Below are 24,909 nucleotides of genomic sequence, written 5' to 3'. Positions count from 1 at the left end.
GTCAGTATTGCAGGGTGACCGCGTGGCTGCCAAAGCGACCGCGCAGGTCGTCTAGCAAGGCTTCTTCGGGCGCCACATGCCAGTCGTCGCCTAGCAACATCTGGCCACTGCCCAAGGGATGGGCCAACTGCAGCATGATCGGGCAATTGCCGCCACGATAAGGGGTTAGTAGTTGGCGCAGCTGCTCAGGCAACCCGTCAGCCACTGGCACCTGCACCAGCAGACGACGAGCGAACTGCTCTCGAGCACGACGAATATCCATGATTTCATCCGCGGATACGGAGATCACCATCTCGCCATCCCCTTGGGGCCGACGCCGCACAGCTCCACGAATAATGAGAACCACGTCTTGCTGCAGCAGGTCACCATACTGGCGATAGGCTTCACCAAAGACAGAAACCTCAATGCGCCCGGTTTTATCATCCAGAGTAATGAACGCGAGTCGCTCACCACTTTGCTTGCTCTTGGTCTGGCGTAGCTGCACCACCTGACCTGCAATTAAGGCCAGCTCACCCTTGCCAGTGGGCTGCAAGGCGTTAATGCGACTGCTAACCATATGACGCAGCTCTGCTTCATACTGATCAATAGGATGGCCAGTCAGGAACAGCCCCAGAGTGTCCTTTTCCCCTTGCAGGCGCACATCATCACGCCACGGTCTGGTGGTCTGCCATGCCACTTCTGTCACCGACTGGGCTTCGATCCCACCACCGAACAAATCACCCATGCCGGCCTCTGCGTTACGTGCATCCTGCTCCGCCGCCTGAATCGCATCGCTGAGAGTAGCCATCAAAGTAGAGCGATCCTGAACATCCCGCTCGGGCGCCAACTGATCCAACGCCCCAGCGCGAATCAATGCCTCCAGAGAACGTCGATTAACCTTGCGCAAATCGATGCGCCGACAGAAATCGAATAAATTAGCAAACGGACCATCATCATCACGAGCACTGACAATGGCGTCGATCGGGGCTTCGCCCAATCCCTTAATGGCTCCCAGTCCATAAACAATATGGCCTTCCGGATTGGCGGTAAAACGAAAACCACAACTGTTTACATCCGGCGGCAGCACCTTGAGACCCATATGACGACACTCATCAATAAAGGTCACCACCTTGTCGGTGTTGTGCATATCCGCAGAAATCACCGCCGCCATAAACTCCGCAGGATAATGGGCTTTCAACCAAGCAGTCTGATAAGCCACCAGCGCATAGGCTGCAGAGTGGGACTTGTTGAAACCATAACCGGCAAACTTTTCCACCAGATCAAAAATCTTGATGGCCAGCCCCGCGTCGACGCCTTTCTCTTTGGCGCCTCCTTCAAAGACCGCGCGCTGTTTCTCCATCTCCTCAGGCTTTTTCTTACCCATAGCGCGGCGCAGCAAATCAGCACCGCCCAAGGTATACCCGGCCAGCTCCTGGGCAATCTGCATCACCTGTTCCTGATACAAAATAACCCCATAAGTGGGCTCAAGAATGGGTTTCAGCCATTCATGCTGATACTGCGGATCCGGATAGGCCAGCGGCTCACGACCATGCTTGCGGTTGATAAAGTTATCCACCATGCCCGACTCCAATGGACCCGGGCGATATAACGCTACCAACGCAATAATATCTTCAAATACGTCAGGCTTGAGTTTGCGAATCAGCCCCTTCATACCCTCTGATTCAAGCTGGAAGACCGCGGTGGTCTCGCCCTGCTTAAGCAGATCAAAACTCTTCTTGTCAGTCAGCGGAATAGTGGTGATATCGATTGGCTCATTGCCCGCGGGAACAATACGGGCATTAATTGCCTTTACAGCCCAATCGATAATGGTCAGGGTCTTCAGACCAAGAAAGTCAAACTTCACCAGCCCGGCAGCTTCCACATCATCCTTGTCATATTGGGTAACAAGGCTCTCGCCTAACTCATCACAATGCAACGGAGCAAAATCCGTCAACTTACCCGGTGCGATAACCACGCCGCCGGCATGCTTGCCCACATTTCGGGTGAGGCCCTCCAGCTTAAGCGCCATTTCCCAGATTTCGCGGACAGAGTCGCCATCGTTACCCGAGCTGGCCAGCAGGTCACGTAGCGGTTCCTCTTCTTCCAGCGCCTTTTCCAATGTCATGCCGGGCGTGCCGGGAATCATCTTCGACAAACGATCAGCCAGACCGTAGGGCTTGCCTTGCACGCGCGCCACATCGCGCACCACCGCCTTGGCGGCCATTGAGCCGAAGGTGATAATCTGCCCCACCGCTTCCCGGCCATACTTGTCCGCCACGTACTGAATTACGCGGTCACGCTTGTCCATACAGAAGTCGACGTCAAAGTCAGGCATGGACACCCGGTCCGGGTTAAGAAAGCGCTCGAACAGCAGGTCATATTCGATCGGATCAAGATCGGTAATTTCCAACGCATAGGCCACCAACGAACCCGCCCCCGAGCCCCGCCCTGGTCCAACGGGTACATCATTGGCTTTGGCCCAACGTATAAAGTCGGAAACAATCAGAAAGTAGCCAGGAAAGCCCATCTGATTGATAACATTCAGTTCAAACTGCAATCGCTCATCATACTCGGGGCGACGCCGGGCAATTTCCGCAGGATCATGAAAAAGCTGCTGCAGCCGCGCATTCAGGCCGGTACGAGATTCCTGCTCGATAAACTGCTCAATAGTCTGCCCCTGAGGAATGGGAAACTCAGGCAGAAAATTTTTCCCAAGGGTGATATTCAGGGTACAGCGGCGAGCAATCTCCACACTGTTGGCCAGCGCCTCTGGGAGATCACTGAACAACTCCTGCATTTCCTCAGAGGTTTTCAGATACTGCTGATCACTGTAGCGACGCGGGCGGCGAGGATCATCAATAGCCGCCCCATCATGGATGCATACTCTGGCCTCATGGGCATCGAAATCATCCTGATGGAGGAAGCGCACATCGTTAGTGGCCACCAATGGAAGACTTAATCGACTAGCCAGAGCCACGCTGGCGTGCAAACAGTTTTCGTCGCCAGGCCTTGAGGTGCGCTGCACCTCAAGATAAAAACTTTCTGGAAACCACTGACTGAGCTCAGTCGCCAGCTGCTCAGCCTGCTCGATTTTTTCAGCCAACAATAGCTGGCCAAGCTCACCATGGCGCGCCGCAGACAGCACAATCAGCCCGTCATTAAGCTCCGCCAGCCATTCTCGTTTTATCAACGCCTTGCCACGTTGCTGGTTGTGCTGCCAGGCCCGGGAAATAAGCAGCACCAGATTCTGGTAGCCCTGTTCATTACGGACCAGCACACAGACTGGCGCGGGGTCGGCAATAAAACGACTCTCCAGCCACAAATCCGCGCCAACGATGGGCTTGATTCCAGCCCCCTCTGCCGCCCTGTAGAACTTGATCAGGCCGAACAGGTTGGAGTCGTCGGTAACCGCCACCGCTGGCATACCCAGCTCCGCACACCGCTTCGCCAAGCCCTTGACCCGCACCACGCCGTCCACCAGCGAGTAGTCCGTGTGCAAACGCAGATGTACGAAAGCGGGTTGGCTCATGCAGGCTCCAGTGAATCAAAAATCAGTCAATGCTCAGACGAGCCCCAAACAGCGGGCCACAGGAGCATAGGAGCGGCGGTGTTCCGGCAACGGTCCCAGCCGCTGTAAAGCCGCCATATGCTCGGCAGTAGGATACCCTTTATGGCGATCAAACCCGTAATCCGGGTGACGCTGGTGCAGTAGCCGCATTTCTTCGTCGCGGGCCACTTTGGCAATAATAGAAGCGGCGCTAATAGCCGGAATGCGACGGTCACCTTTGACCACCGCCTGGGCCGGGCAACCGAAGTCTGGGACCTTGTTACCATCCACCAACACGGCCTGAGCCTCAATGGCCAGCCCTGCCACCGCCCTGCGCATTGCCAGCATGGTGGCATGAAAAATATTTAATTGGTCGATTTCCTCTGCTTCCGCCCGGCCCAGGCTCCACGCCAGAGCATTTTCACGAATCAAAGGGGCCAGCAATTGACGGCGTTTTTCCGATAGGACTTTACTGTCTGCCAAACCGGCAATCGGTTTGCTCGGGTCAAGAATTACCGCAGCGGTTACCACCGCGCCGACCAACGGGCCTCGACCCACCTCATCCACACCGGCGATCAGCAGGCCTGGCCGCCAGACAAATGCGCTGGGCAGAAAAGGCTCCGTCAGCGGGTATTCGGAAAATGGATGGCTCACTCCTGCTCCATCAGAGCAGAGACAGCGGCGGCGGCCCGCTCACTGGCATTACGGCTGAGCTGCTGATGAATCTGATCAAAGCGCTCCACCAGCTCTGCAGCACGCTGTGGGGCATCGAGCCATAGCTCCAGCTCAGCAATCAGGTTATCCGCTGTCATATTGCCTTGAATAACCTCCGGCACCACCGTTTGACCGGCGAGCAGGTTGGGCAGGCCAACAATATCGGTAACCGCCAGGGAGCGGGCTATCCAGTAGGTAATCCAGCCTACCCGGTAAGCAATCACCATGGGCCGTTTTACCAGCAAAGCTTCCAGTGTGGCGGTACCGGATGCCAGTAGCACCAGATCCGAGGCGGCCATAGCCTCACGGCTATGGCCATCGATGACGGTAAGGTAGGGACGTGACTGCCCGGCCAGTGTGGCGTCGATCTGCTGACGACGGGCGGGATTCGCGGCCGGGACGACAAAGTGCAGCTCCGGCCGACGGGCAGCAAGCTCATCAATCACCTTGAGGAAGGTGGGCCAGAGAGCTTTGACTTCACCGCCGCGGCTGCCGGGCAGTACGCTAATAATAGTGCGCTGCATCGGTAAGTTCAGTTGCGCTCGAAGTGCCGGTGCATCCATACGCATGGGAATCTTGTCGGCCAGAGGATGCCCAACAAACTCCACCGGCACGTCGTGATCGCGATAAAACTGCGCCTCGAACGGCAGCAGTGCCAACATCAGATCAACGCTGGCACGAATACCTTTAACTCGACCCTTGCGCCATGCCCACACGGATGGGCTGACATAGTGGGTGGTACGAATGCCTGCCTGGCGTAATCGCCTTTCGATGCCTAAATTAAAATCCGGCGCATCGATACCGATACACACATCCGGCTTTTGCTGCAGCAGAAAGTCCACCAGCTGGCGACGCAGACGAAAAAGCTCCGGCAGACGTCCCAGCACCTCGGTGATCCCCATCACCGAAAGACGCTCCATGGGGAAAAAACTTTCCAGCCCCTGCTCTGCCATCAGGCTACCGCCGACACCGATAAAGCGAACACCCGGATAACGCTGTCGTAAAGCTGCCATCAGGCCTGCACCAAGAATATCACCGGACTGTTCGCCGGCAACCAGAGCAACAAGCGGCGAAGTGCTGGCCATAATCAGCGGGTGATGCCGCGCTCCGAGGCGCGCAGAGAGTCAATAAATAACTGCAGTTCAGCCGCCGCGGGCATGGCCTCAAGCTCAGCCATGGCTTGCTCAAGGGTCATTCCCTGACGGTAAACTATTTTATAAGCCTGACGCAGGCCGCTAATAGTCTCGGCACTCCAGCCGCGCCGCTTCATGCCCTCAAAGTTCATGCTGCGCGCCGACGCCGGATTGCCCCCAACCATAACGTAGGCCGGAATATCCTTGACGATCAGGCTGCAACCCGCAGACATGGCATAGGAGCCGATTTTGCAAAACTGATGCACACCGGTCATGCCGCCGAGAATGACCCCATCGCCAATATGTACATGGCCGGCAATCCCTGTGGTATTAGCAAAAATATTGTCGTTACCGATCATGCAATCGTGGGCCACATGCACCCCGACCATCAACAAATTACGGTCGCCAATACGGGTCAGACTGTTGTCCTGAATAGTGCCACGGTGGATGGTAACGTGCTCACGAATAACGTTGTCGTCGCCGATCTCAAGCCGGGTCGGCTCGTCACGATATTTCTTGTCCTGACATTCGGCGCCAACAGAAGCAAACTGGAAAATTCGGTTATTGCGGCCGATACGAGTCGGACCTTGAACAACCACATGGGGACCGATCACAGTGCCAGCGCCGACTTCCACACCAGGACCAATAATGGACCAGGGGCCAACCTGCACGTCCTCAGCCAGCGATGCGGCGGGATCAATAATTGCTGTCGGATGAATCATCGTCCGGTTCCGAAAAGTTGTAAGACAGACACCTCACGGTGTCGTAAAGCCCTGAGTATAGCCCGAAACAGTGAAGCCGATGAGCTACCGAGTCACAGCCGCAGTTCAGCAACCATAAACTCAGCTGAGGCCACCAGCTGGCCGTCAACGCGGGCCTCGCCGGAAAACTTGAGAATATTGCGCTTCACCGCGATATAGCTGGCCTTCAAGTGCAGCTGATCGCCAGGCACTACCTGACGCTTGAAGCGCGCCTTATCGACCCCACAGAGAACATACATATAACCATCGTCCGGGCGTCGGTCTTCGGTGACGAAACCAAGCACACCGGCCGCCTGAGCCAGTGCTTCAATAATCAGCACACCCGGCATAATGGGCTGCTGCGGGAAATGGCCGTTAAAAAAGGGTTCGTTCACAGAGACATTCTTAAGCGCCTCAATAGACACACCCGGCTCGATCTCCACAACCCGATCCACCAGCAAAAACGGGTACCGATGGGGCAAATATTCTCTGATCTGATTGATATCCATGAAATTCTCTACAGGGCAGGTCACTCTGCCGGGTTACTGTCGTCCAGACGTCGCTCTAGTGCGGTTAATCGCTTGGCCATTTTATCAAGATGACGGAAGCGTACTGCATTGCGCCGCCAGGTTGCATGATCGGTTTCCGGCACCCCGGAGGCATAAACGCCCGCCTGACGCAGCGAACCACTGACCATGGTTTTTCCCAGCACCTGAACCTGATCTGCGATTTCCAGATGGCCGGCAACACCCACCTGCCCACCAAACGCACAGAACCTGCCAATACTGGTGCTACCCGCCACACCAACCTGAGCCGCAATAGCAGTGCCATCGCCCACCGTGACATTGTGGGCAATATGCACCTGATTATCGATAATCACATGATCACCAATGACCGTGTCTTCAATTGCTCCACGGTCGATGGTTGTACCGGAGCCGATTTCACAATCTGCGCCAATACGCACCGTGCCGATCTGACATATCTTGGTCCAGCCTTTACCGTTGAAAGCAAAGCCGAACCCGTCACAGCCGATCACTGTGCCGGCGTGGATAGTAGTCCGTGGACCAATATCAACACCATGGTAGATTGTAACATTTGGCCAAAGGCGAACCCCGTCGGCGAGCCGTGCACCAGCACCAATCACGCTACCGGCCATAACCACTACCCCCGCCCCCAGCTCCGCACCTGCCTCCACCACCACATTAGCCCCTACTGAGGCGGACTCATCAATGCGGGCGGAGGGATCAATCACCGCCGTCGGGTGCACGCCGGCGGGCGCCGACGGTGCAATATCGAATTGCTGACTAAGCACCGCAAAAGCGAGATGCGGGTCCTTAACAACCAGGGTCGGCACCGGACAGGAATCACTATCTGTTTCGCGACATATCACTGCCGCCGCGCGGGTTTCTTTCAGTAAAGAACGATACTTCGAGTTGGTAAGAAAGCTGATCTGCCCTTCTGTGGCTCCAGCAAGGGTGCCGAGGCCCGATATCACCACAGAAGGCTCGCCGTTCAAGCCGGCATCCAGCAATCTGGCAATTTCCCCCAACGTCATCATCAGTCGAGCCTTACTTCATAAGATTGATTTGCTTGGTCACGTCAGCCGTGATGTCCACAGTGGCCGATGAGAACAGTACCGCCTGCTTCACTAGAACCAGATCGTAGCCCTTCTCTTTCGCCAGATCGGTCACTGCTTTTTCCAGCTTGGGAGACATGGCGGCCTGAAGTTCTTCCTGGCTCTGCTGAAGACGCTGTTGCAAAACCTGCTGCAGCGAGCGGAACTCAATCATCTTGGCATCTCGGTCGTCAGTCAGCGACTGGCTCTGGTCACGACTCATGGCGACGCCTTCTTTTTGCAGACGCTCTTCAATTTTCATGATGTCGTCGCGCAGTTTGCGCAACTTGTTTTCCTGACCCTGCATATCGCTCTGAAACTTTTCCACACGGGCCTTCACCTCTGAGGTCTCGCCCAGTGCGCGCTCTGGATCGACAACCACAATCTTCGGCTCCGCCAGCGCAAGAGCAGGCAACAGTAACAGTGCAGCAAAAATCGTCTTCGTTGTTTTCATTTTTAGTCTCCTAGAAAGCCTGGCCAAGGGAGAACTGGAACACTTCCGTATCGTCTCCCGGTTTCTTGCCAATTGGCTTGGCAAAACTGAATCCCAGCGGACCGATTGCGGTCAACCAGGACAATCCGACACCAACCGACGTGCGCAGTTCATCTACGGCGAAATCAAGCCCTAGCGAACCATCAATATCCGTCTGCCAGACGTTACCCGCGTCAGCAAACAGGAAAGTTCTCAGACTGCGACTATCCGGAGCGAAGGGTGGCGGAAAAAGCAGCTCAATACTAGCTTCAGTAAGGAAATTACCGCCGATCGGGTCTGGATCGGGGTCGAAAATATTGTTCTGAACCGACAAGAACGTCGGCGAACGGGGGCCCAGAGAGCGAGCCCGGAAGCCGCGCACCGAACCAATACCACCAGAGAAGTAGTTCTCATAAAATGGCAATAGCAGATCACTGCCGTAACCATCACCAAAGGCAACATCGCCTCGAGTGCGCAGGGTCAAGTTACGACTCACCGGGAAGTAACGCTGCCCGGTCCAGGATAGCTTGTAAAAGCCATAATCACTGCCTGGCGCAGCCACTTCCAAAGCAACATTCTGTGACCAGCCACGGTCCGGGAACACACCTCGGTTCAGGGTGCTCACCTGCCAGCTACCATTCAGCTTTAGCGACTGGAAATCACTACGGCCTTCGCGATTCAGGAATTCCTGAATTGTATAAGCCACAAAAGTGCCAGTAACGATATCAAGCTGGTCCACACCGAAACCGAAGTTCAAGCGGGCATACTCCGATATGGGGTAGCCATAGTTAACAGACGCGCCGACTCGGTTGGCGCTATAACTGGTAATTGTGGTCTTACTGAAGTCCGTTGCGGTGTAATACAAACTGAACCCGCGGCTAACACCATCCAGCGTGTAATAAGGATTGAGGTAGGAGAAGTTATAACTGTCCGTTACCTCACTGCGACTAATAGCGAAAGACACCCGATTACCGGTGCCCATATAGTTATTCTGGCTGACATTGGCACCGAAAATGAAACCGCTGGAGTCAGAATAGCCCACGTTAGCGCCAATTGAGCCAGATGGCTGCTCTTCGACTTTATAGGTCACATCAACCAGATCTTCCGCACCCGGAACGCGGGGTGTTTCCGCTTCAACCACACTGAAAAAGCCAAGACGCTGCAAACGGTCGCGCGACAAGTTGATCAGGGCGCTGTTTGCCGGGGCGCGTTCAAACTGCCGCAACTCCCGACGCAGTACGCTATCCACTGTTTTGCTATTGCCGGCGAAGTTAATGCGCCGCACATACACCTTGCGGCCAGGATTCACGAAAAAGGTCACATCAACGGTGTCATCTTCTTCGTTGGTTTCGGTGAAGCCATCGACCTCAGCAAAGGTGTAGCCTTCGTTACCTAAACGACGGGTCAGCAGATCACTGGTATAGGTCAGTAGCTGCTGCGAGAACACCTGCCCTTCACGAACCACCAGCAGCGGTTTCAGTTGCTCCTCGTCCACCACCAGATCGCCGGCGAGTTTGACGTTTTTTACCTTGTAGCGCTTACCCTCTGTGATATTCAGGGCAACATAAACTTCTCGCCAATCCGGGGTAACAGCGACCTGAGTCGATTCGATGGAAACATCAACGTAGCCCCGATCCAGATAAAACGAACGCAACCGTTCAATATCACCGCCAAGTCTCTCGCGGGAGTACTTATCATCGCCCTTGAAGAACGAAGTCAGATGTGAGGATCTCAGCTGAAAATCCTTAAGCAGCTCCTCATCAGTAAAGGCCTGATTACCGACTACATTGATGTCGCGAATACGGGCTGGCTTGCCCTCGTAGATTTTTATATTCAGCGCAATCCGATTGCGCGGCAGCGGCACCGTTTCCGATTCGATGGTCGCCCCGTAGCGCCCCTGGGCCACATACTGGCGCTCCAGTTCGCCAGTAATTCCATCCAGAGTCGAACGGCGAAACACTTCCCCTACAGTCAAGCCCGCATTCTTCAGGCCTTTCATCAACTCTTCGGTATCAATCGACTTGTTGCCGGTAATATCAATTTTTGCAATGGATGGACGCTCCTGAACGATAACGACCAGAACATCACCCTCGCGACCAAGCTGGACGTCCTCGAAATCGCCACTGCCATAAAGACTGCGCGCGGCATCTGCAAGCCGGCCACCGTCAGCAAGATCGCCTTTCTGAATGGCAAGGTGGCGAAAAACTCTCTCCACCGGCAGTCGCTGCAAGCCCTCCACACGGATATCGGACACGCGGAATGCCGCCTCAGCGGCTGACACAGCCACACTAGAGATCAGGCAACATAGACCCAGCAAAGCAACAGCAAGACGCAAAAAAAATCCCCCGACCATTAATTCAGGAACCTGGAAATATCATTTACTACGGCGAACACCATTAGCCCCATCACCAGCACCAGGCCAACATTCTGCGCCGCCATCAGAAAGCGTTCCGGCAGCGGCCTGCGAACCACCATCTCGGTGACGCCAAATACGATCCACCCACCATCCAGCATGGGCACGGGCAGCAGATTGATAACGCCGAGGCTGACGCTAAAAAACGCCAGAAACAGCATAAACGTAACCAACCCAACCGCCGCCGTATCTCCCGCCGCCTGAGCAATGGTCAGTGGTCCACCAAGGGTCTTCACGGACAACTGGCCATTGAACAGCTTGGCAATGGAGCCAAGGATCATGGTGGTCTGTTGCCAAACCCGCAGCCCTGCCTCTGGCAAAGCCGACAGCGGACCATAATGAATCTGACGCAGGCCGGCAATGCCGATTCCAGCACGGCCAAAAGTCTCCCCGGACTCTGTCACCGCTTCCGGAACCAGAGTTAAGGACATCGGGCTACCATCGCGAACCAGGTCGAGGCGCAAAGGCTGCTCGGGGCTGGCTCGAATCAGGCTAACCCACTGCTGCCAGTCGTCTACCGGCTCACCATCCACCGCCAGCACCCGGTCACCACTTCGCAGTCCGGCTCGATCCGCGGCACCGCCACTGACCACGGTGCCGGCAACTGCCTGCGGCACCTGTGCCGTAATACCCAACACCTGCAGTGGGTTTTCTTCCGGCTGGCCAGCCCAATCGTGTAACGGCAACCAGACGTTGCGCAGGTCGCCGCGCTGATCACGCACCGTCACGGCGATATCGCGGGATTCGCCGGCAAAACGAATCAAGCCGTTGATCACCGCCTGCCAGCTGGACGTATCCTGCCCTTCAATGGCAACCAGCTCGTCACCGCTTTTCAACCCTGCCTGTGCTACCGCAGTGGCCGGAGAGATATCGCCAAGTACTGGAATACGGCTGGTCTCACCATTAAGCAACACCAGCCAATAAAGAAAGAACGCCAGCACCAGATTAGCCAGCGGGCCGGCAGCATAGGTAATCACACGTTGCCAGGCAGGCTTGCCAGAAAACTCCAGTTCTTTATCTGCCTCTTCAATTTCACAGTCACGGCGGTCCAGCGGTTTAACGTAACCACCCAGTGGAATCGCCGAAACAACAAAGTCTGTGCCGGCACGATTGCGCCAGCCAAACAACCTCGGGCCAAAGCCAATGGAGAAAGTCAGCACTCGGACGTTGAATAGCCGCATGGCCAGATAGTGACCAAACTCATGGATGGCGACGATCACCACAATGGTGACGATAAAAGCGAGCACGGTCTGCATCAGTGATTTACCCCGCCATGCTGACGGATCCATGCGCGGGCATGGTCACGGCTGCGCTGATCCACGGCAAAAATCTCCTCCAACCCGCTGCAGCTGACGGCGGACAAATGCTGCAGGGCGTCCTCGACGCAAACCGGAATAGCCATAAATGGTAACTGTTGATCAATGAATGCCTGCACTGCGACTTCGTTAGCGGCGTTTAGCACCGCACTAGCCGCACCGCCAGCTCGCAACGCCTCGCGAGCCAAACGAAGGCAGGGAAAGCGCTGCAGATCCGGCGCCGCAAAGGTGAGCTGCGACAGGCTCAGAAAATCCAACCGGGGAGCACCAGACGCGACCCGCTGGGGCCAAGCCAGGCCACAGGCAATCGGAGTACGCATATCCGGCGTCCCCATCTGGGCCAGCACCGAACCGTCATCGTATTCGACCATCGAATGCACCACGCTCTGCGGATGAACCACCACGTCGATAAGTGACTCATCCATGGCAAACAACCAACTTGCCTCGATTAGCTCCAGCCCCTTGTTCATCAAGGTGGCGGAGTCAACCGAGATCTTCGGGCCCATGTCCCAGTTCGGATGATTCAGCGCCTCAGCCACGGTCACCGTGGCCAGCTGCTCCTCACTGTGATTGCGGAACGGCCCGCCGGAGGCCGTCAACAACAGACGACGAACACCGCGCAGAGAGCGCCCCGCCTCAGGCAGACACTGAAAGATCGCATTATGTTCCGAATCGAGCGGAATCAACTCGGCACCATGCTGGCGCACCGCATCCATAAACAGTTGCCCGGTCACCACCAGAGCTTCCTTATTAGCCAGCAAAACGCGCTTGCCGGCGCGCACAGCGGCGAGCGTCGGACGCACGCCAGCTGCGCCAACGATGGCAGCCACCACTACATCGGTGTCCGCAGATTCAGCAATTTCTTCCAGGGCACGGTCGCCTTCCAGCACCTCCGTATCACAGCCCGCAGCATGCAGGTGGCTGCGCAGGTTGGCCGCCGCCGCCGCCTCACGCATTACCGCATATCGGGGACGGTGACGCAGGCACAGCTCTGCCAGCGACTGCCAGCGGGTAAACGCTGCCAGCGCAAACACCTGATATTGATCCGGGTGCCGATCCAGTACATCCAGAGTTTGCACGCCGATACTACCGGTAGCGCCAAGTACGGTGACTCGCTGCATCTCAGAGACCACCGGGCAAGCCGGTATGACTAAGGGCCATCAGCGCCACCGGCACTGCTGCGGTAACACTATCAATACGGTCAAGCATGCCACCATGTCCTGGCAGCATGGTGCCACTGTCCTTCACCCCAGCCTCGCGCTTGACCATGCTCTCGAAAAGATCACCCAACGCCGAGGCCAGCACGGTCAGCAAGGCCACCAGCATCAGCAGAGTGCGGTCGCCCCGCACAGGCGCCTGCCAGGCCACCAGTGCCACCACGGCAAGAGCCAGCGCAATACCACCAAGCAGTCCTTCAATGGTCTTGCCCGGGCTCACTCGGGCTGCCAGCTTGTGCTTTCCAAAAGCCCGCCCCGCAAAATAGGCGCCAGTATCCGCAGCCCAGACCCACAGTAGAATGAACAACAACGCCCAGGCACCATCCAGGCCAAGCGCGCCTTGCGACTGCACCTGTACCAGCGCAGCCCAGGAAGGCACCAACAAAACAAAACCGAGTAGCATCAATTGCCAGGGCCGACGCCAGAAACGGGCACTACCTGGATAGCCCAACACCAGCGCCAAGGCCCCTACCCAGAGCAGCGGCACCCAGGTCAGCAACCAAACCGGGCGGAACCACTCCGCTGCCGCCATTAGTGCTGCCAGCACCAACAGCCACAACACCCGAAGCGGCATAGAGGGGCGACCGGCCATGGCCGACCACTCCCAACCAGCGGCAAGGAAAAAAGCCCCAGCTGCCAGTGCAAACGCCTGTCGCTCAAGCAAAAACAAAGCGCCCAGTACAATCGGCAATAGCACTAGCGCGGTAATTATGCGCAACTTAAGCATCAGGCCTCTCCTTTCAGGCTGGCCACTTCCTCACCGGAACGACCAAAGCGACGCTGGCGACCCGCGTAGTCCGCCAGTGCCTGATCCAACATCGCCCCATTAAAATCCGGCCACAACACCGGGGTGAACCAGAGCTCGCTGTAAGCCGCTTGCCACAACAAAAAATTACTCAGCCGCTGCTCGCCGCCAGTGCGGATCAGCAGATCCGGCAAGGGCAGATCTGCCAGACAAACACCAGACGCCAATCGTTCCGGGGTGATCTGATCGGCTTGCAGGCGGCCAGCAGCAGCCTCGGCCACTAACTTCTTTGCCGCTTCGGTAATATCCCACTGGCCACCGTAGTTCACCGCCACCACGACAGTCATGCCTTGATTGCCGGCGGTCAGGATCTCGGCATCTGCCATGCCCTTCTGCAGATCCGCACTAAAGGCGCTCCGCTCACCGATAAATCTCAGCCGCACCTGGTTGTCATGCAGCTCAGCAACACGACCCGCCAGTGCCTTGAGAAACAGGTTCATCAAATGACTAACTTCTTCCTCAGGCCGGCGCCAGTTCTCTGAACTGAAGGCGTACAAGGTAACCACCTGAATACCCCGCTCGGCAGCGGCGCGGATAACAGATTGCACTGCGTGCTCGCCGGCCCTATGGCCTTCCGCGCCGGGCAGCCCGCGGGCACGGGCCCAACGGTTGTTACCATCCATGATGATCGCGATGTGTCGCGGCAGCTCGCCAACGTGCGAATCAATGTCCGGTGCAGCTGATTGCAAGAGTACGCCCCAAAACAGGAACGGACCGCGCTGCGGTCCGTCGGCTGATATTGCTGCGACGGTCCTCAGACCGTCATCAGCTCCTCTTCCTTTTCTTTGAGCAACTTGTCGACTTCGCCGACAAAACGGTCGGTGAGCTGCTGAATCTGCTCCTCACCGCGACGCTCGTCGTCCTCGGACACTTCCTTTTCTTTCAGCAAGTCTTTGATATGAGTGTTGGCATCACGGCGGATATTCCGGATGGCAACCCGGGCATTTTCCGCCTCACTGCGCACCACCTTAACCAGATTTTTTCGAGTCTCTTCTGTTAGCGCCGGCAAAATAAGGCGAATCACGGTGCCTGCAGTAGAAGGATTGAGGCCAAGGTCCGACGCCATAATGGCCTTCTCAATGGCCGGAATCAGGCTCTTGTCGAAGGCAGTAATAACCAGCGTACGCCCCTCTTCCACGGACACGTTGGCAGCCTGACGCAGCGGTGTATCGGCACCGTAGTATGACACCGACAAACCATCCAACAGGCTCGGACTGGCACGGCCGGTGCGCACTTTATTAAAGGCGGTATCCAGAGATTCCAGACTCTTTTTCATCCGCACTTCTGCATCTTTCTTGATGTCATCGATCATTGATCGTTCCTCGCGCTCACTATCATTGTTGCAGTCGCCACCACAATCGCCATCAGGCGGATTCCACCAGAGTGCCCTCACTACCACCCAGCATCAGGTTCAGCAGTGCACCCTTCTTGTTCATGTTAAAAACCCGCAGCGGCATGTTGTGATCACGCACCAGGCAAATAGCAGTAAGATCCATCACGCCCAACTTGCGGGCCAGAACCTCGTCGTAACTGAGGCGATCATACTTAATCGCTTTTGGATTCTTTTCCGGGTCCGAGTCGAATACTCCGTCCACCTTGGTGGCCTTCAGCACCACATCGGCATTGATCTCGATACCACGCAGGCAAGCCGCTGAATCAGTGGTGAAAAACGGATTGCCTGTGCCGGCACAAAACACCACTACCTCACCGTTCTTCAGGTAGCGAATGGCATTGCGGTGATCGTAATGCTCGACCACGCCACTCATCGGAATGGCCGACATCAGGCGGGTACGTATATTAGAGCGCTCCAGCGCATCGCGCAGTGCCAGACCATTCATCACTGTAGCCAGCATGCCCATATGATCACCAGCCACCCGATCCAGACCGGACGCCTGCAGTGCAGCACCGCGGAACAGATTACCTCCGCCGATCACCAGACCAACCTGCACTCCGATACCGACCAGCTGACCAATTTCTATGGCCATGGCGTCCAGCACCTTGGGGTCGATGCCGAATCCTTCTTCACCGGCCAGCGCCTCACCACTCAGTTTCAGCAGAATCCGGTTGTAACGGGGGGAACGGTCGCTGGTTCCGGCCATGATTCGGTCTCCGAAGGCTGAGGGTGCAATTGGGTGCGGATTCTAACAGGATGTGTGGCGACTGTGCCGCTCGGACTACAAAAAAGTGACGCTTGACCCGCAATCGCCATGCCCACCGGCCTTTGGCCGGCCAAGGACTGACCAAACCGCTCCCCGACCCGTCATTTAATCGCGTCGGCGCAGCCCCTAGTATCTGTGCCCCAACCATTTTAGCCCCGGAGCCCAGACCCCATGACGGCTTTTGCAAAGACACTGAATCAAGGCCCGCTGAACTGCACACAGGCACTGGCCCTTTACGACAGCCTCGACACCATCGATACCGACTTTATGCTTGGCCAATGGCGAGGCGCCGGGTTTGCCACCGGCCACCCTCTGGATGGAGTGCTGGAGGCCTGTCACTGGTACGGCAAGAGCTTCACCGATGCCAACAATGTGGATCCGCTGATGTTTCGAGGCGTGGGCGGCAAGCTCTACCGGCTTAACCCGTCGTTGATGCCTATGGGCCTGCTGGATCGCCTGCCAACGCCCACCAGCGCCACACTGGGCAATGCCTTTCGCCTGATCATGCCGTTACTGCAGACGCGCCGCTCGCGAGCGCGCCTGCGCATGATCGAGTATCGCGGCAAGACCACCGCAGCAATGCTCTACGACGACCTGCCAATCAACGACGTGTTCCGCAAGCTCGATGACAACAGCGTGCTCGGCATCATGGACCTGAAAGGCATGGCACAGCCATTCTTCTTCCAGCTGATGCGCGAGCAGCCGCGCTGAGTGAAGGTTACAGCGCCAGATTCCAGGACAGACCGAAAATATCTTCCTGCAAATAGACATCCGCCTCCCCACCACCAAAACCCGGTGGTAACCCCGGCGGAATCGAGCCCGCTCCCCGCACCCACTCACCAAAGGCGTGGGTGTAGGCGAAGGTCAAGGCATTGCTGGCATTGAGCTGCCAGGTAGCCCCCAGCGAGGCATGCTGCTGGACCACGCCGGGAGCGAGAATATTGAAGAAGGTCTGCTTTTGCGGAATGGGCTGCTCAGTGTGACTAAAGCCGGCCCGCAGAGTCAGTGACTCGCTGGCCTGATAAACCGCGGCCAACTTGATGACATCAATATCGCGCCAACCGAAACCCGGACCATCCTTACTACCGAGCGGAATGCCATCGGCAAAGAGCAGAAATGCGCTATTACCCGCAGCGGGTGTGTCGCTGTACAAAATTCTCTGCCAGTCCATTGCCAGGGTCAGCGCATCAGTGGCTTCGAAAGCAGCCCCCAAGACGTAGTTTTCGGCAATATCGAACTCACCGCCATTGGGAAACAGGCCACTATAATCATCAAATTCAGACATGCGCGTCTTCGACTGCCAACTCAGGCCCACATCGACACGCTCGCTGATACTACCCTGCCAGCCAACCCGTACGCCCCAGCCGGTAGAATCGTCACGGCCGTTATTTGTCACATTGGCGGGGTCCACTGATACCCCCGGCGCGGCAAACGGGCCCAACCCCTTGGCACTAAAACGCTGATAGGCGAGATTCACTGCGATGCCAAAGGAAGAGTTCGGCGTCAGCCGCCAGGCCGCGGCCGGGGAAATGAACAGCTGCTCCATATTTACGCCGGCAGAACCCGTGGCACCAAAGCGGGCGAAGGGATTGTCCGCATAATCAGTGTTGATACCGCCGTTGCCATAAACCGCCAGACCGACCGCCATATCATCAGACAACTGACGGCTATAACCGAACTCAGGAATATAGAAAACCTGTGAATCATTGCCTGAGAAAGACTCATCCGCTCCAAACAGGTTACCGGTGATTTTGGCGTTGCGACGCGGCAGGAAAACGTCCACGCCGAGATCCAATCGATCACCGACAAACAAAAGGCCCGCCGGATTGGTAGCCGTAACCAGAGCATCCTGAGGCAATGCTGCGGCAACACCAGCCGCGCCCTTGGACTGGTTACCATAGCCGTGGGAGAAATAACCATTCGTGGCGGATGCATTGGCGGCCACCACAGAGGCCGCCAACACGGCGGCAATACGGATAACAGAATCAGAACGCAGCATACTCACTCCCGGGTGACTTGCGTAACTGGAAAGGCAGGTTGTGGCGAGCAGTGTAGACATGGGGCGAGCGTTCTAAAAATATCGAATATTTATATCATTATGCTATTAGTCATTCAGAGCCCCAAAAAAAAGCCCCGTCGATGACGGGGCTTTTCAGCTGAACTGTAAAGAGGGGTTCAGCCCTTGTTGACCTGCGCCATTACTTCGGCAGCAAAGTCAGTCTCTTCTTTCTCAATGCCTTCGCCAACAACCAGGCGAATGAAGCCAGTCACTTCTGCGCCAGCATCTTTCACCAGCTTACCAACGGAGGTATCCGGGTTCTTCACAAACGGCTGATCCAGCAGGCTCACTTCTTTCAGGAATTTGCTGATTCGACCGCCCAGCATTTTCTCAACGATTTCTTCGGGCTTACCAGCCATGTCCGGCTGGGCACGGATGATTTCCTTCTCTTTATCGAGAACATCAGCAGGCACTTGATCACCGCTAACTACCATGGGGTTAGAAGCAGCAACATGCATGGCCACATCTTTTCCAAGGGTGTCATCACCGCCTTTCAGGGCAACCAAAACACCGATCTTGCCACCGTGCACATAAGCGCCGATAGCGCCTTCGGCAGTCAGCAGCTCAGCGCGACGAACCTGAATGTTCTCACCGATTTTCTGTACCAGCGCCTGACGAGTTACTTCCACAGTCGGGCCTTCAGCAGTCGGTAGCTCAGCGATTTTGGCAGCGTCAGTTTCACCGGCAGCCAGCACCGCGTTAGCAACTTTGCTAACGAAACCAAGGAAGTTTTCGTCACGGGCAACGAAATCGGTTTCCGAGTTGATCTCGACCATAATGGCAGTTTTGCCATCAGCGCTAACCGCCACACCTACCGCGCCTTCAGCAGCAGTACGACCGGCTTTCTTGGCAGCTTTGGCCTGACCGGATTTGCGCAGATCATCAATCGCTTTTTCAATATCAGCACCGGCTTCAACGAGTGCATTCTTGCACTCCATCATGCCAAGACCAGTACGTTCACGGAGTTCTTTTACCATTGCAGCGGTTACGGCAGCCATGATTGTCCTCGCTGGAGAATTAGGGGTATTAAAACAGGAGCGGGGCCTATGGCCCCGCCCCATGGCGGAGCTTACTCGGCTGACTCGTCAGCAACTTCAACGAATCCGTCCTTCTCAGCCGGCGCATTGGTGGCTGCATACTCACGACCTTCGAGGATCGCGTCAGCCACTGCAGTAACGTACAACTCGATCGCACGAATAGCGTCGTCGTTACCCGGGATCACATAATCAACACCGTCCGGGTTGGAGTTGGAGTCAACAACCGCGATAACCGGAATGCCAAGCTTGCGAGCTTCCTGAATGGCGATGTCTTCATGATCAACGTCAATCACGAACAACGCATCTGGCAGGCCGCCCATATCCTTGATACCACCGATGGAGCGCTCTAGCTTCTCCATCTCACGGGCACGCATCAGCGCCTCTTTTTTGGTCAGTTTTTCAAAGGTACCGTCCTGGGACTGAGCTTCCAGATCACGGTAACGCTTGATCGACTGGCGAATAGTCTTCCAGTTGGTCAGCATGCCACCAAGCCAGCGATGATCAACGTAGGGCATGCCACAGCGGGTCGCTTGCTCTTTAACGGTCTTCTGGGCAGCACGCTTGGTACCAACAAACAGCACCTTGTTATTGCTGGCCGCCAGCTTGTTCACGAACTGCAGGGCGTCGTTGAACAGCGGCAGGGTTTTTTCCAGATTGATGATGTGAATCTTGTTACGGGCGCCAAAGATGAACGGCTTCATTTTCGGGTTCCAGAAACGGGTCTGGTGACCGAAATGCACACCGGCCTTCAGCATGTCACGCATGTTAACACTGGCCATTGAAGTATCTCCTTCGGGTTGGGCCTCCATATTCCCTCAGCCTCCAACCCGTGAGGGCACCCAGGAGGTCTGTGTCGGAATATGTGTGGATTTCCCTTGTCTGCTCCGTAGCAGGTACACTACGCAGCCTGTCCGGTCAGCAGCAAGGCGCGCGCTTTATACCATAACGACCCCGTAGCAACAATCGGGAAATCTGTCGCAATGGCCCGCCCAAGCCCCGCCCTGCCCTCCTCGACTGCCGGTAACCTGATGATTTTGCTGGAGCCTTGCCCCGTCCCATGACTGTCACCCTGAAAACCCCGGAACAGATTGCCCAAATGCGTGTGGCTGGCCGGCTGGCCGGCGAGGTGCTGGATATGATTGGCCCCCACGTCGTCCCAGGTGTCAGCACCGAAGAGCTGGACCGCATTTGCCACGACTATATCGTCAACGAGCAGAGGGCCATTCCAGCGCCACTGGGCTATAAAGGCTTCCCCAAGTCGATTTGCACCTCGGTCAACCATGTGGTCTGCCATGGCATCCCCAGCGAGAAGAAAATTCTCAAAAAGGGCGATATCGTCAATATCGACGTGACTGTGATCAAGGATGGCTGGCACGGCGACACCTCAAAGATGTTTATTGTCGGTGAAGCCAGCCCCCTGGCCCGGCGCCTGATAGACGTCACCCGCCAGTGCATGGTGCAGGCAATCCGCATGGTTAAGCCGGGCGTTCGTCTGGGCGATCTCGGCCATGCCATTCAGCAACTTGCGGAGGCCGAGCGATTTTCGGTGGTGCGTGAGTATTGCGGCCATGGCATCGGGGAGGTATTCCATGAAGAGCCGCAGGTGCTGCACTATGGCAAGCCCGGCACTGGCCTGGAATTGAGGGCTGGCATGGTGTTTACCATCGAGCCAATGATCAATGCCGGCAAAGCCGCCACCAAACTGCTGCCAGATGGCTGGACAGCAGTGACCAAGGACCACAAGCTTTCTGCCCAGTGGGAACACACCATCGTCGTAACCGAGACCGGCTTTGAGGTGTTAACCCTGCGCAAGGAAGAAACTGATCTGTCCTGACCTGAGGGCACCGCCGTGACACTCGCTCCACTGCACACTGAAGACCAGTTAGCTGAACTGCTGCGCGCCACCAGTCACCCGGGCAAAGCTGCCCGGGAAACCCTGTTAAACGGACAGCAGCGCCTTGACGACGCCTTTGCCGACACACCAATTCGCGAGCTGGTAGCAGCTCGAGCGGCGCTGGTGGATGGTGTATTGACTGCCGCCTGGCGGTTCTTCTCCCTTGACGGTGACCGCAACAGCGCACTGGTGGCGGTTGGAGGCTATGGTCGCGGCGAACTGCATCCCCACTCCGATGTTGACCTGATGATCCTGTCGGCAGCCAAACCCTGCAGTGAAACCTGTGACAACCTGGAAAAATTTATCGCCTTTCTCTGGGATATCGGTCTGGAGATCGGGCACAGCGTGCGCACCTTGGACGAGTGCGTGGCACTGGCTCGCGATGACATCACCATCGCCACGAACATCATGGAAGCCAGAACCCTGTTTGGTGATGACAGTCTGCGGGCCACCCTTGCCGAGCGGACTGGGCCACAGCAGATGTGGCCCTCGGACCAGTTCTTCGAGGCCAAACGTCAGGAGCAGGAAGCACGCCACGCCAAGTTTAACCACACCGAATACAGCCTTGAGCCGGATCTGAAAAATGCTCCCGGAGGCCTACGCGATCTGCAAACTATTGCCTGGGTAGCCAAGCGCCACTTCGGCGCCGAAAGCCTGGATGACCTGGTTGAAGTTGGTTTTCTGACTATCGAAGAACATTCAATCCTGAACAAATGTCAGGACTACTTATGGCGGCTGCGCTGGCTGTTACATCAAATTAACGGCCGTAACGAAAACCGCCTGCTGTTTGACTATCAACGTCAGGTTGCAGGCAGGCTGGGCCATAAAGATAACACCGCCAATCTGGCTGTTGAGCAATCCATGAAAAACTATTATCGAGTAGCGTTAGCCATCTCGGTAATGAACGAATTGCTACTGCAATTATTCGATGAAGTGATTCTGCGGGTCGGCAAAAGCGACCCGATACAACAGTTGAACCGCCGCTTTCAAGTTCGTAACGGCTATCTTGAAGTCACCGACGAGAATATCTTCCAGCGTTATCCATCGGCGCTGATTGAGGCTTTTGTTCTGCTTGGCCAGAACCCGGAAATCAAGGGCGTCAGTGCTCCCACAGCTCGACTGATGATTCAGAATCGCAAGCTGATTGATGACACCTTCCGTCAAGACTCTCGCAACACCAGCCTGTTTATGGAGCTATTGCGCTCCCCACATGCGCTGTTTACGCAGTTAAGGCGCATGAAACGCTACGGCATACTAGGGCAGTACCTGCCGGAGTTCGGTCGCATCATCGGCATGATGCAATACGACCTTTTCCATATTTATACCGTCGATTTCCACACACTGACGGTGATCAAACATATGCGCCGCATGCGTTATGACAGCGCGCGCGAACAGCTGCCACTGGCTCACGAAGTATTCTATCGATTACCCAAACCGGAGCTGCTATACATCGCCGGTCTGTATCACGATATTGCCAAGGGTCGTGGCGGGGATCACTCCACATTGGGAGCTGATGACGCAATAGCTTTTTGCCAACGCCATGGTCTGACCAACTGGGATGCCAAGCTGGTCGCCTGGATGGTACAGAACCATCTGCTAATGTCAGTCACCGCTCAGCGCAAGGATATTTCTGACCCGGATGTGGTTCACGAATTTGCCGGCAAGGTTGGTGACCTGGTGCATCTGGATTATCTGTATACCCTGACCGTCGCCGACATCAATGCCACCAACCCTAACCTTTGGAACTCCTGGCGCGCCTCACTACTACGCCAGCTTTACCGGGAAACCCGCCGCACCCTGCGCCGTGGCCTCAACAATCCGGTGGACAAGCAGGACTGGATTGATGAAACCCGTGACACTGCGCTGAAGTTGCTTGAGCAAAGACAGATTGATCGCAGCGCCATAGAGCAGTTGTGGTCTGGCATCGGCGATGAGTACTTCCTGCGGGAGAACGCTGCCGATATCGCGTGGCATACTGAGGCCATACTTAACCGGCCCGACCCAAAGGCACCTCTGGTACTGACCCGCGAATCCAGTGGCGTTCAGTTCGAAGGCGGTACCCAGCTATTTATCTACACTCCGGACACGGAGAACCTGTTCGCCACGACGGTAAGCGCCATTGATCAGCTTGGCTTGACCATTGTTGACGCTCGCATTATCACCTCGGCGGACGGCTTTACTCTGGATACCTACGTAGTGCTCGATGAGCAAGGAACGCCCATTGGTGATGACTGGCCTCGCCTTGAGGCGATTCGCACAAACCTGACTGAGGCGCTGAGCGATCCCGCCTGCTTCCCGGATATACTCCAACGGCGCATGCCTCGCCGCCATCGTCACTTTAACGTGCCGACTCAGGTGGTAATCAGCAACGACATCATCAATGATCGCACCACGGTGGATATTCAGACGCTGGATCGCCCCGGTCTGCTGGCGCGCATCGGACGTATTTTTGCGGAATTCAATCTGCTGGTGCAGAACGCTCGAATCGCCACCCTTGGTGAGCGTGCCGAAGACGTATTCTTTGTCACCGGCCGCGATGGTCTGCCGGTTTCTGATCCGGAGCTTTGCCAGCGCCTGCAGAAGTACATCAAAGAAGAACTTGACGACCTTAAGGAAACTGGCGCCGCATGAACCCGGACTTGAATCTGCTGCATCCCTATCCTTTCGAAAAGCTGGCCAAGCTGTTCAGTGGCCATGTGCCAGCAGACAAGCCGCATATTGCCTTGTCGATCGGCGAGCCACAGCATCCGGCGCCCACTTTTGTTCAGCAAATCATTAGCAACAATACGGATCTGCTGGCCAAGTACCCTTCCACCGCCGGCATTGCCGAGCTGCGCCAATCAATTGCCGGCTGGCTGCAACGTCGCTATGCCGTGCAGATTGATTGCGATAGTCAGGTGTTGCCCGTCAACGGCACCCGTGAAGCCCTGTTCGCTTTCGCCCAGACAGTGCTGGATCGTAGCAAGCAGCCACTGGTAGTAATGCCTAATCCGTTTTATCAGATCTATGAAGGGGCTGCCCTGCTCGCTGGAGGCGAACCGGTTTACCTTCCCTGCACTGAGCACAGTGACCTGCAGCCGGACTTTAGCGCCGTGCCTGAGTCTGTCTGGCAGCGATGTCAGCTTTTATATGTCTGTTCGCCAGGCAACCCCACCGGTGCAGTAATGTCGACGGAGCAAATGCGTCAGCTGATTGATCTGGCTGATCGCCATGACTTTGTCATTGCCTCGGACGAATGCTATGCGGACATCTACAGCGACACGCCACCACCGGGACTACTGCAGGCTTGCGCGGCCATAGGCCGGCATGACTTCCGCCGTTGCGTAGTATTTCATTCACTATCGAAGCGCTCCAACCTGCCGGGCATGCGCTCAGGTTTTGTTGCCGGTGATGCGCAGGTACTGGGGCAGTTTTTGCGCTATCGCACCTACCATGGCTGCGCCATGCCCATGCATCACCAGATTGCCAGCATTGCGGCCTGGGACGATGACCGCCATGCGGCGGACAACCGCGTGCTATATCAACAAAAGTTCGATGCTGTCCTGGAAATTCTTGGCGGCGTACTGGACGTCTCCATGCCGGATGCCGGCTTTTACCTATGGCCAAAAACTGGCATCAGCGATGAAACCTTCGCCCTTGAATTAAAGCGCCAGCAGAACGTCACGGTGCTTCCCGGCCGTTACCTGTCCAGGGAAATTGACGGGCTAAACCCCGGTGCAGGCCGAGTACGCATGGCCCTGGTGGCCAGTTTGGAAGAGTGTATCGAAGGGGCAGAACGGATCCGCGAATTTGTCGGAACCCTGTAAATA

General features: G+C 56.2%; 21 protein-coding genes. 4 read left to right on the top strand and 17 right to left on the bottom strand.

Going from position 1 to position 24,909, the window contains the following annotated elements; translation table 11 throughout:
• Window position 1: 1 nt before the first annotated feature.
• The 14 genes from dnaE to pyrH all read right to left on the bottom strand — a co-directional run bounded on the left by dnaE (window position 2) and on the right by pyrH (window position 16,050).
• The gene (gene dnaE, locus J1C54_RS01880) at window positions 2-3,508 is read right to left on the bottom strand and encodes a DNA polymerase III subunit alpha (protein ID WP_229144133.1); all 3,507 of its coding nucleotides are present in this window, start codon (window positions 3,506-3,508) and stop codon (window positions 2-4) included.
• A 33-nt stretch (window positions 3,509-3,541) separates the two neighbouring features.
• Window positions 3,542-4,180, bottom strand: coding sequence for a ribonuclease HII (rnhB, locus tag J1C54_RS01875; RefSeq protein ID WP_229144132.1), 639 nt, complete (start codon window positions 4,178-4,180; stop codon window positions 3,542-3,544).
• Complete coding sequence (lpxB, locus tag J1C54_RS01870) at window positions 4,177-5,325, bottom strand: lipid-A-disaccharide synthase (protein WP_229144131.1); 1,149 nt, start codon at window positions 5,323-5,325, stop codon at window positions 4,177-4,179. Before lpxB ends, rnhB begins: the two co-directional genes overlap by 4 nt.
• Window positions 5,326-5,327: 2 nt before the next feature.
• On the bottom strand, window positions 5,328-6,095 hold the full coding sequence (gene lpxA, locus J1C54_RS01865) for an acyl-ACP--UDP-N-acetylglucosamine O-acyltransferase (RefSeq protein WP_229144130.1): 768 nt from the start codon (window positions 6,093-6,095) through the stop codon (window positions 5,328-5,330).
• 92 nt (window positions 6,096-6,187) lie between these two features.
• Window positions 6,188-6,622, bottom strand: a complete 435-nt coding sequence (gene fabZ / locus J1C54_RS01860) for a 3-hydroxyacyl-ACP dehydratase FabZ (RefSeq protein WP_229144129.1) — start codon at window positions 6,620-6,622, stop codon at window positions 6,188-6,190.
• A gap of 20 nt (window positions 6,623-6,642) precedes the next feature.
• The gene (lpxD, locus tag J1C54_RS01855; protein ID WP_229144128.1) at window positions 6,643-7,671 is read right to left on the bottom strand and encodes a UDP-3-O-(3-hydroxymyristoyl)glucosamine N-acyltransferase; all 1,029 of its coding nucleotides are present in this window, start codon (window positions 7,669-7,671) and stop codon (window positions 6,643-6,645) included.
• A 10-nt stretch (window positions 7,672-7,681) separates the two neighbouring features.
• Window positions 7,682-8,182 (bottom strand): OmpH family outer membrane protein, encoded by a 501-nt coding sequence (locus J1C54_RS01850; protein WP_229144127.1) that lies wholly within the window; start codon window positions 8,180-8,182, stop codon window positions 7,682-7,684.
• A 10-nt stretch (window positions 8,183-8,192) separates the two neighbouring features.
• Window positions 8,193-10,553, bottom strand: a complete 2,361-nt coding sequence (bamA, locus tag J1C54_RS01845; RefSeq protein ID WP_370635596.1) for an outer membrane protein assembly factor BamA — start codon at window positions 10,551-10,553, stop codon at window positions 8,193-8,195.
• The gene (gene rseP / locus J1C54_RS01840; RefSeq protein WP_229144125.1) at window positions 10,553-11,869 is read right to left on the bottom strand and encodes an RIP metalloprotease RseP; all 1,317 of its coding nucleotides are present in this window, start codon (window positions 11,867-11,869) and stop codon (window positions 10,553-10,555) included. Before rseP ends, bamA begins: the two co-directional genes overlap by 1 nt.
• Complete coding sequence (ispC, locus tag J1C54_RS01835; RefSeq protein WP_229144124.1) at window positions 11,869-13,050, bottom strand: 1-deoxy-D-xylulose-5-phosphate reductoisomerase; 1,182 nt, start codon at window positions 13,048-13,050, stop codon at window positions 11,869-11,871. The genes rseP and ispC overlap by 1 nt, the downstream gene beginning before the upstream one ends.
• A 1-nt stretch (window position 13,051) precedes the next feature.
• Window positions 13,052-13,873 carry a phosphatidate cytidylyltransferase gene (locus J1C54_RS01830; RefSeq protein ID WP_229144123.1) on the bottom strand — a complete coding sequence of 274 codons (822 nt, stop codon included), beginning with the start codon at window positions 13,871-13,873 and terminating at the stop codon, window positions 13,052-13,054.
• Window positions 13,873-14,574 (bottom strand): polyprenyl diphosphate synthase, encoded by a 702-nt coding sequence (gene uppS, locus J1C54_RS01825; protein ID WP_229144330.1) that lies wholly within the window; start codon window positions 14,572-14,574, stop codon window positions 13,873-13,875. The genes J1C54_RS01830 and uppS overlap by 1 nt, the downstream gene beginning before the upstream one ends.
• Window positions 14,575-14,705: 131 nt before the next feature.
• Window positions 14,706-15,263: a ribosome recycling factor gene (gene frr / locus J1C54_RS01820; RefSeq protein ID WP_229144122.1), complete on the bottom strand. Its 558-nt coding sequence runs from the start codon at window positions 15,261-15,263 to the stop codon at window positions 14,706-14,708.
• 52 nt (window positions 15,264-15,315) lie between these two features.
• Window positions 15,316-16,050 carry a UMP kinase gene (gene pyrH, locus J1C54_RS01815; protein ID WP_229144121.1) on the bottom strand — a complete coding sequence of 245 codons (735 nt, stop codon included), beginning with the start codon at window positions 16,048-16,050 and terminating at the stop codon, window positions 15,316-15,318.
• 231 nt (window positions 16,051-16,281) lie between these two features.
• Between pyrH and J1C54_RS01810 the strand changes: the two genes are divergently transcribed.
• Window positions 16,282-16,821: a DUF4334 domain-containing protein gene (locus tag J1C54_RS01810; protein ID WP_229144120.1), complete on the top strand. Its 540-nt coding sequence runs from the start codon at window positions 16,282-16,284 to the stop codon at window positions 16,819-16,821.
• A 7-nt stretch (window positions 16,822-16,828) separates the two neighbouring features.
• Here J1C54_RS01810 and J1C54_RS01805 read toward each other — a convergent pair whose 3' ends face one another.
• The 3 genes from J1C54_RS01805 to rpsB all read right to left on the bottom strand — a co-directional run bounded on the left by J1C54_RS01805 (window position 16,829) and on the right by rpsB (window position 19,985).
• Window positions 16,829-18,109 carry an OmpP1/FadL family transporter gene (locus J1C54_RS01805; RefSeq protein ID WP_229144119.1) on the bottom strand — a complete coding sequence of 427 codons (1,281 nt, stop codon included), beginning with the start codon at window positions 18,107-18,109 and terminating at the stop codon, window positions 16,829-16,831.
• A 176-nt stretch (window positions 18,110-18,285) separates the two neighbouring features.
• Window positions 18,286-19,167: a translation elongation factor Ts gene (gene tsf, locus J1C54_RS01800; protein ID WP_229144118.1), complete on the bottom strand. Its 882-nt coding sequence runs from the start codon at window positions 19,165-19,167 to the stop codon at window positions 18,286-18,288.
• Between the two features lie 71 nt (window positions 19,168-19,238).
• The gene (gene rpsB / locus J1C54_RS01795; RefSeq protein ID WP_229144117.1) at window positions 19,239-19,985 is read right to left on the bottom strand and encodes a 30S ribosomal protein S2; all 747 of its coding nucleotides are present in this window, start codon (window positions 19,983-19,985) and stop codon (window positions 19,239-19,241) included.
• 278 nt (window positions 19,986-20,263) lie between these two features.
• On the opposite strand from rpsB, the gene map reads away from it, so the two are divergent.
• Genes map through dapC form a run of 3 tightly spaced genes read left to right on the top strand, consistent with a single transcriptional unit; the run spans window position 20,264 to window position 24,906 of the window.
• Complete coding sequence (gene map, locus J1C54_RS01790) at window positions 20,264-21,040, top strand: type I methionyl aminopeptidase (protein WP_229144116.1); 777 nt, start codon at window positions 20,264-20,266, stop codon at window positions 21,038-21,040.
• A 15-nt stretch (window positions 21,041-21,055) separates the two neighbouring features.
• The gene (locus J1C54_RS01785; RefSeq protein ID WP_229144115.1) at window positions 21,056-23,731 is read left to right on the top strand and encodes a [protein-PII] uridylyltransferase; all 2,676 of its coding nucleotides are present in this window, start codon (window positions 21,056-21,058) and stop codon (window positions 23,729-23,731) included.
• Window positions 23,728-24,906 (top strand): succinyldiaminopimelate transaminase, encoded by a 1,179-nt coding sequence (gene dapC / locus J1C54_RS01780; RefSeq protein WP_229144114.1) that lies wholly within the window; start codon window positions 23,728-23,730, stop codon window positions 24,904-24,906. Before J1C54_RS01785 ends, dapC begins: the two co-directional genes overlap by 4 nt.
• The last annotated feature ends 3 nt before the right edge of the window (window positions 24,907-24,909 follow it).

Origin of the sequence: Alcanivorax sp. 1008 (genome assembly GCF_020667895.1) — a bacterium.
Lineage (GTDB): Bacteria > Pseudomonadota > Gammaproteobacteria > Pseudomonadales > Alcanivoracaceae > PGZG01.
Note: the sequence above shows the minus strand (reverse complement) of the source record. Positions and strands in the feature narration are given on the sequence as shown.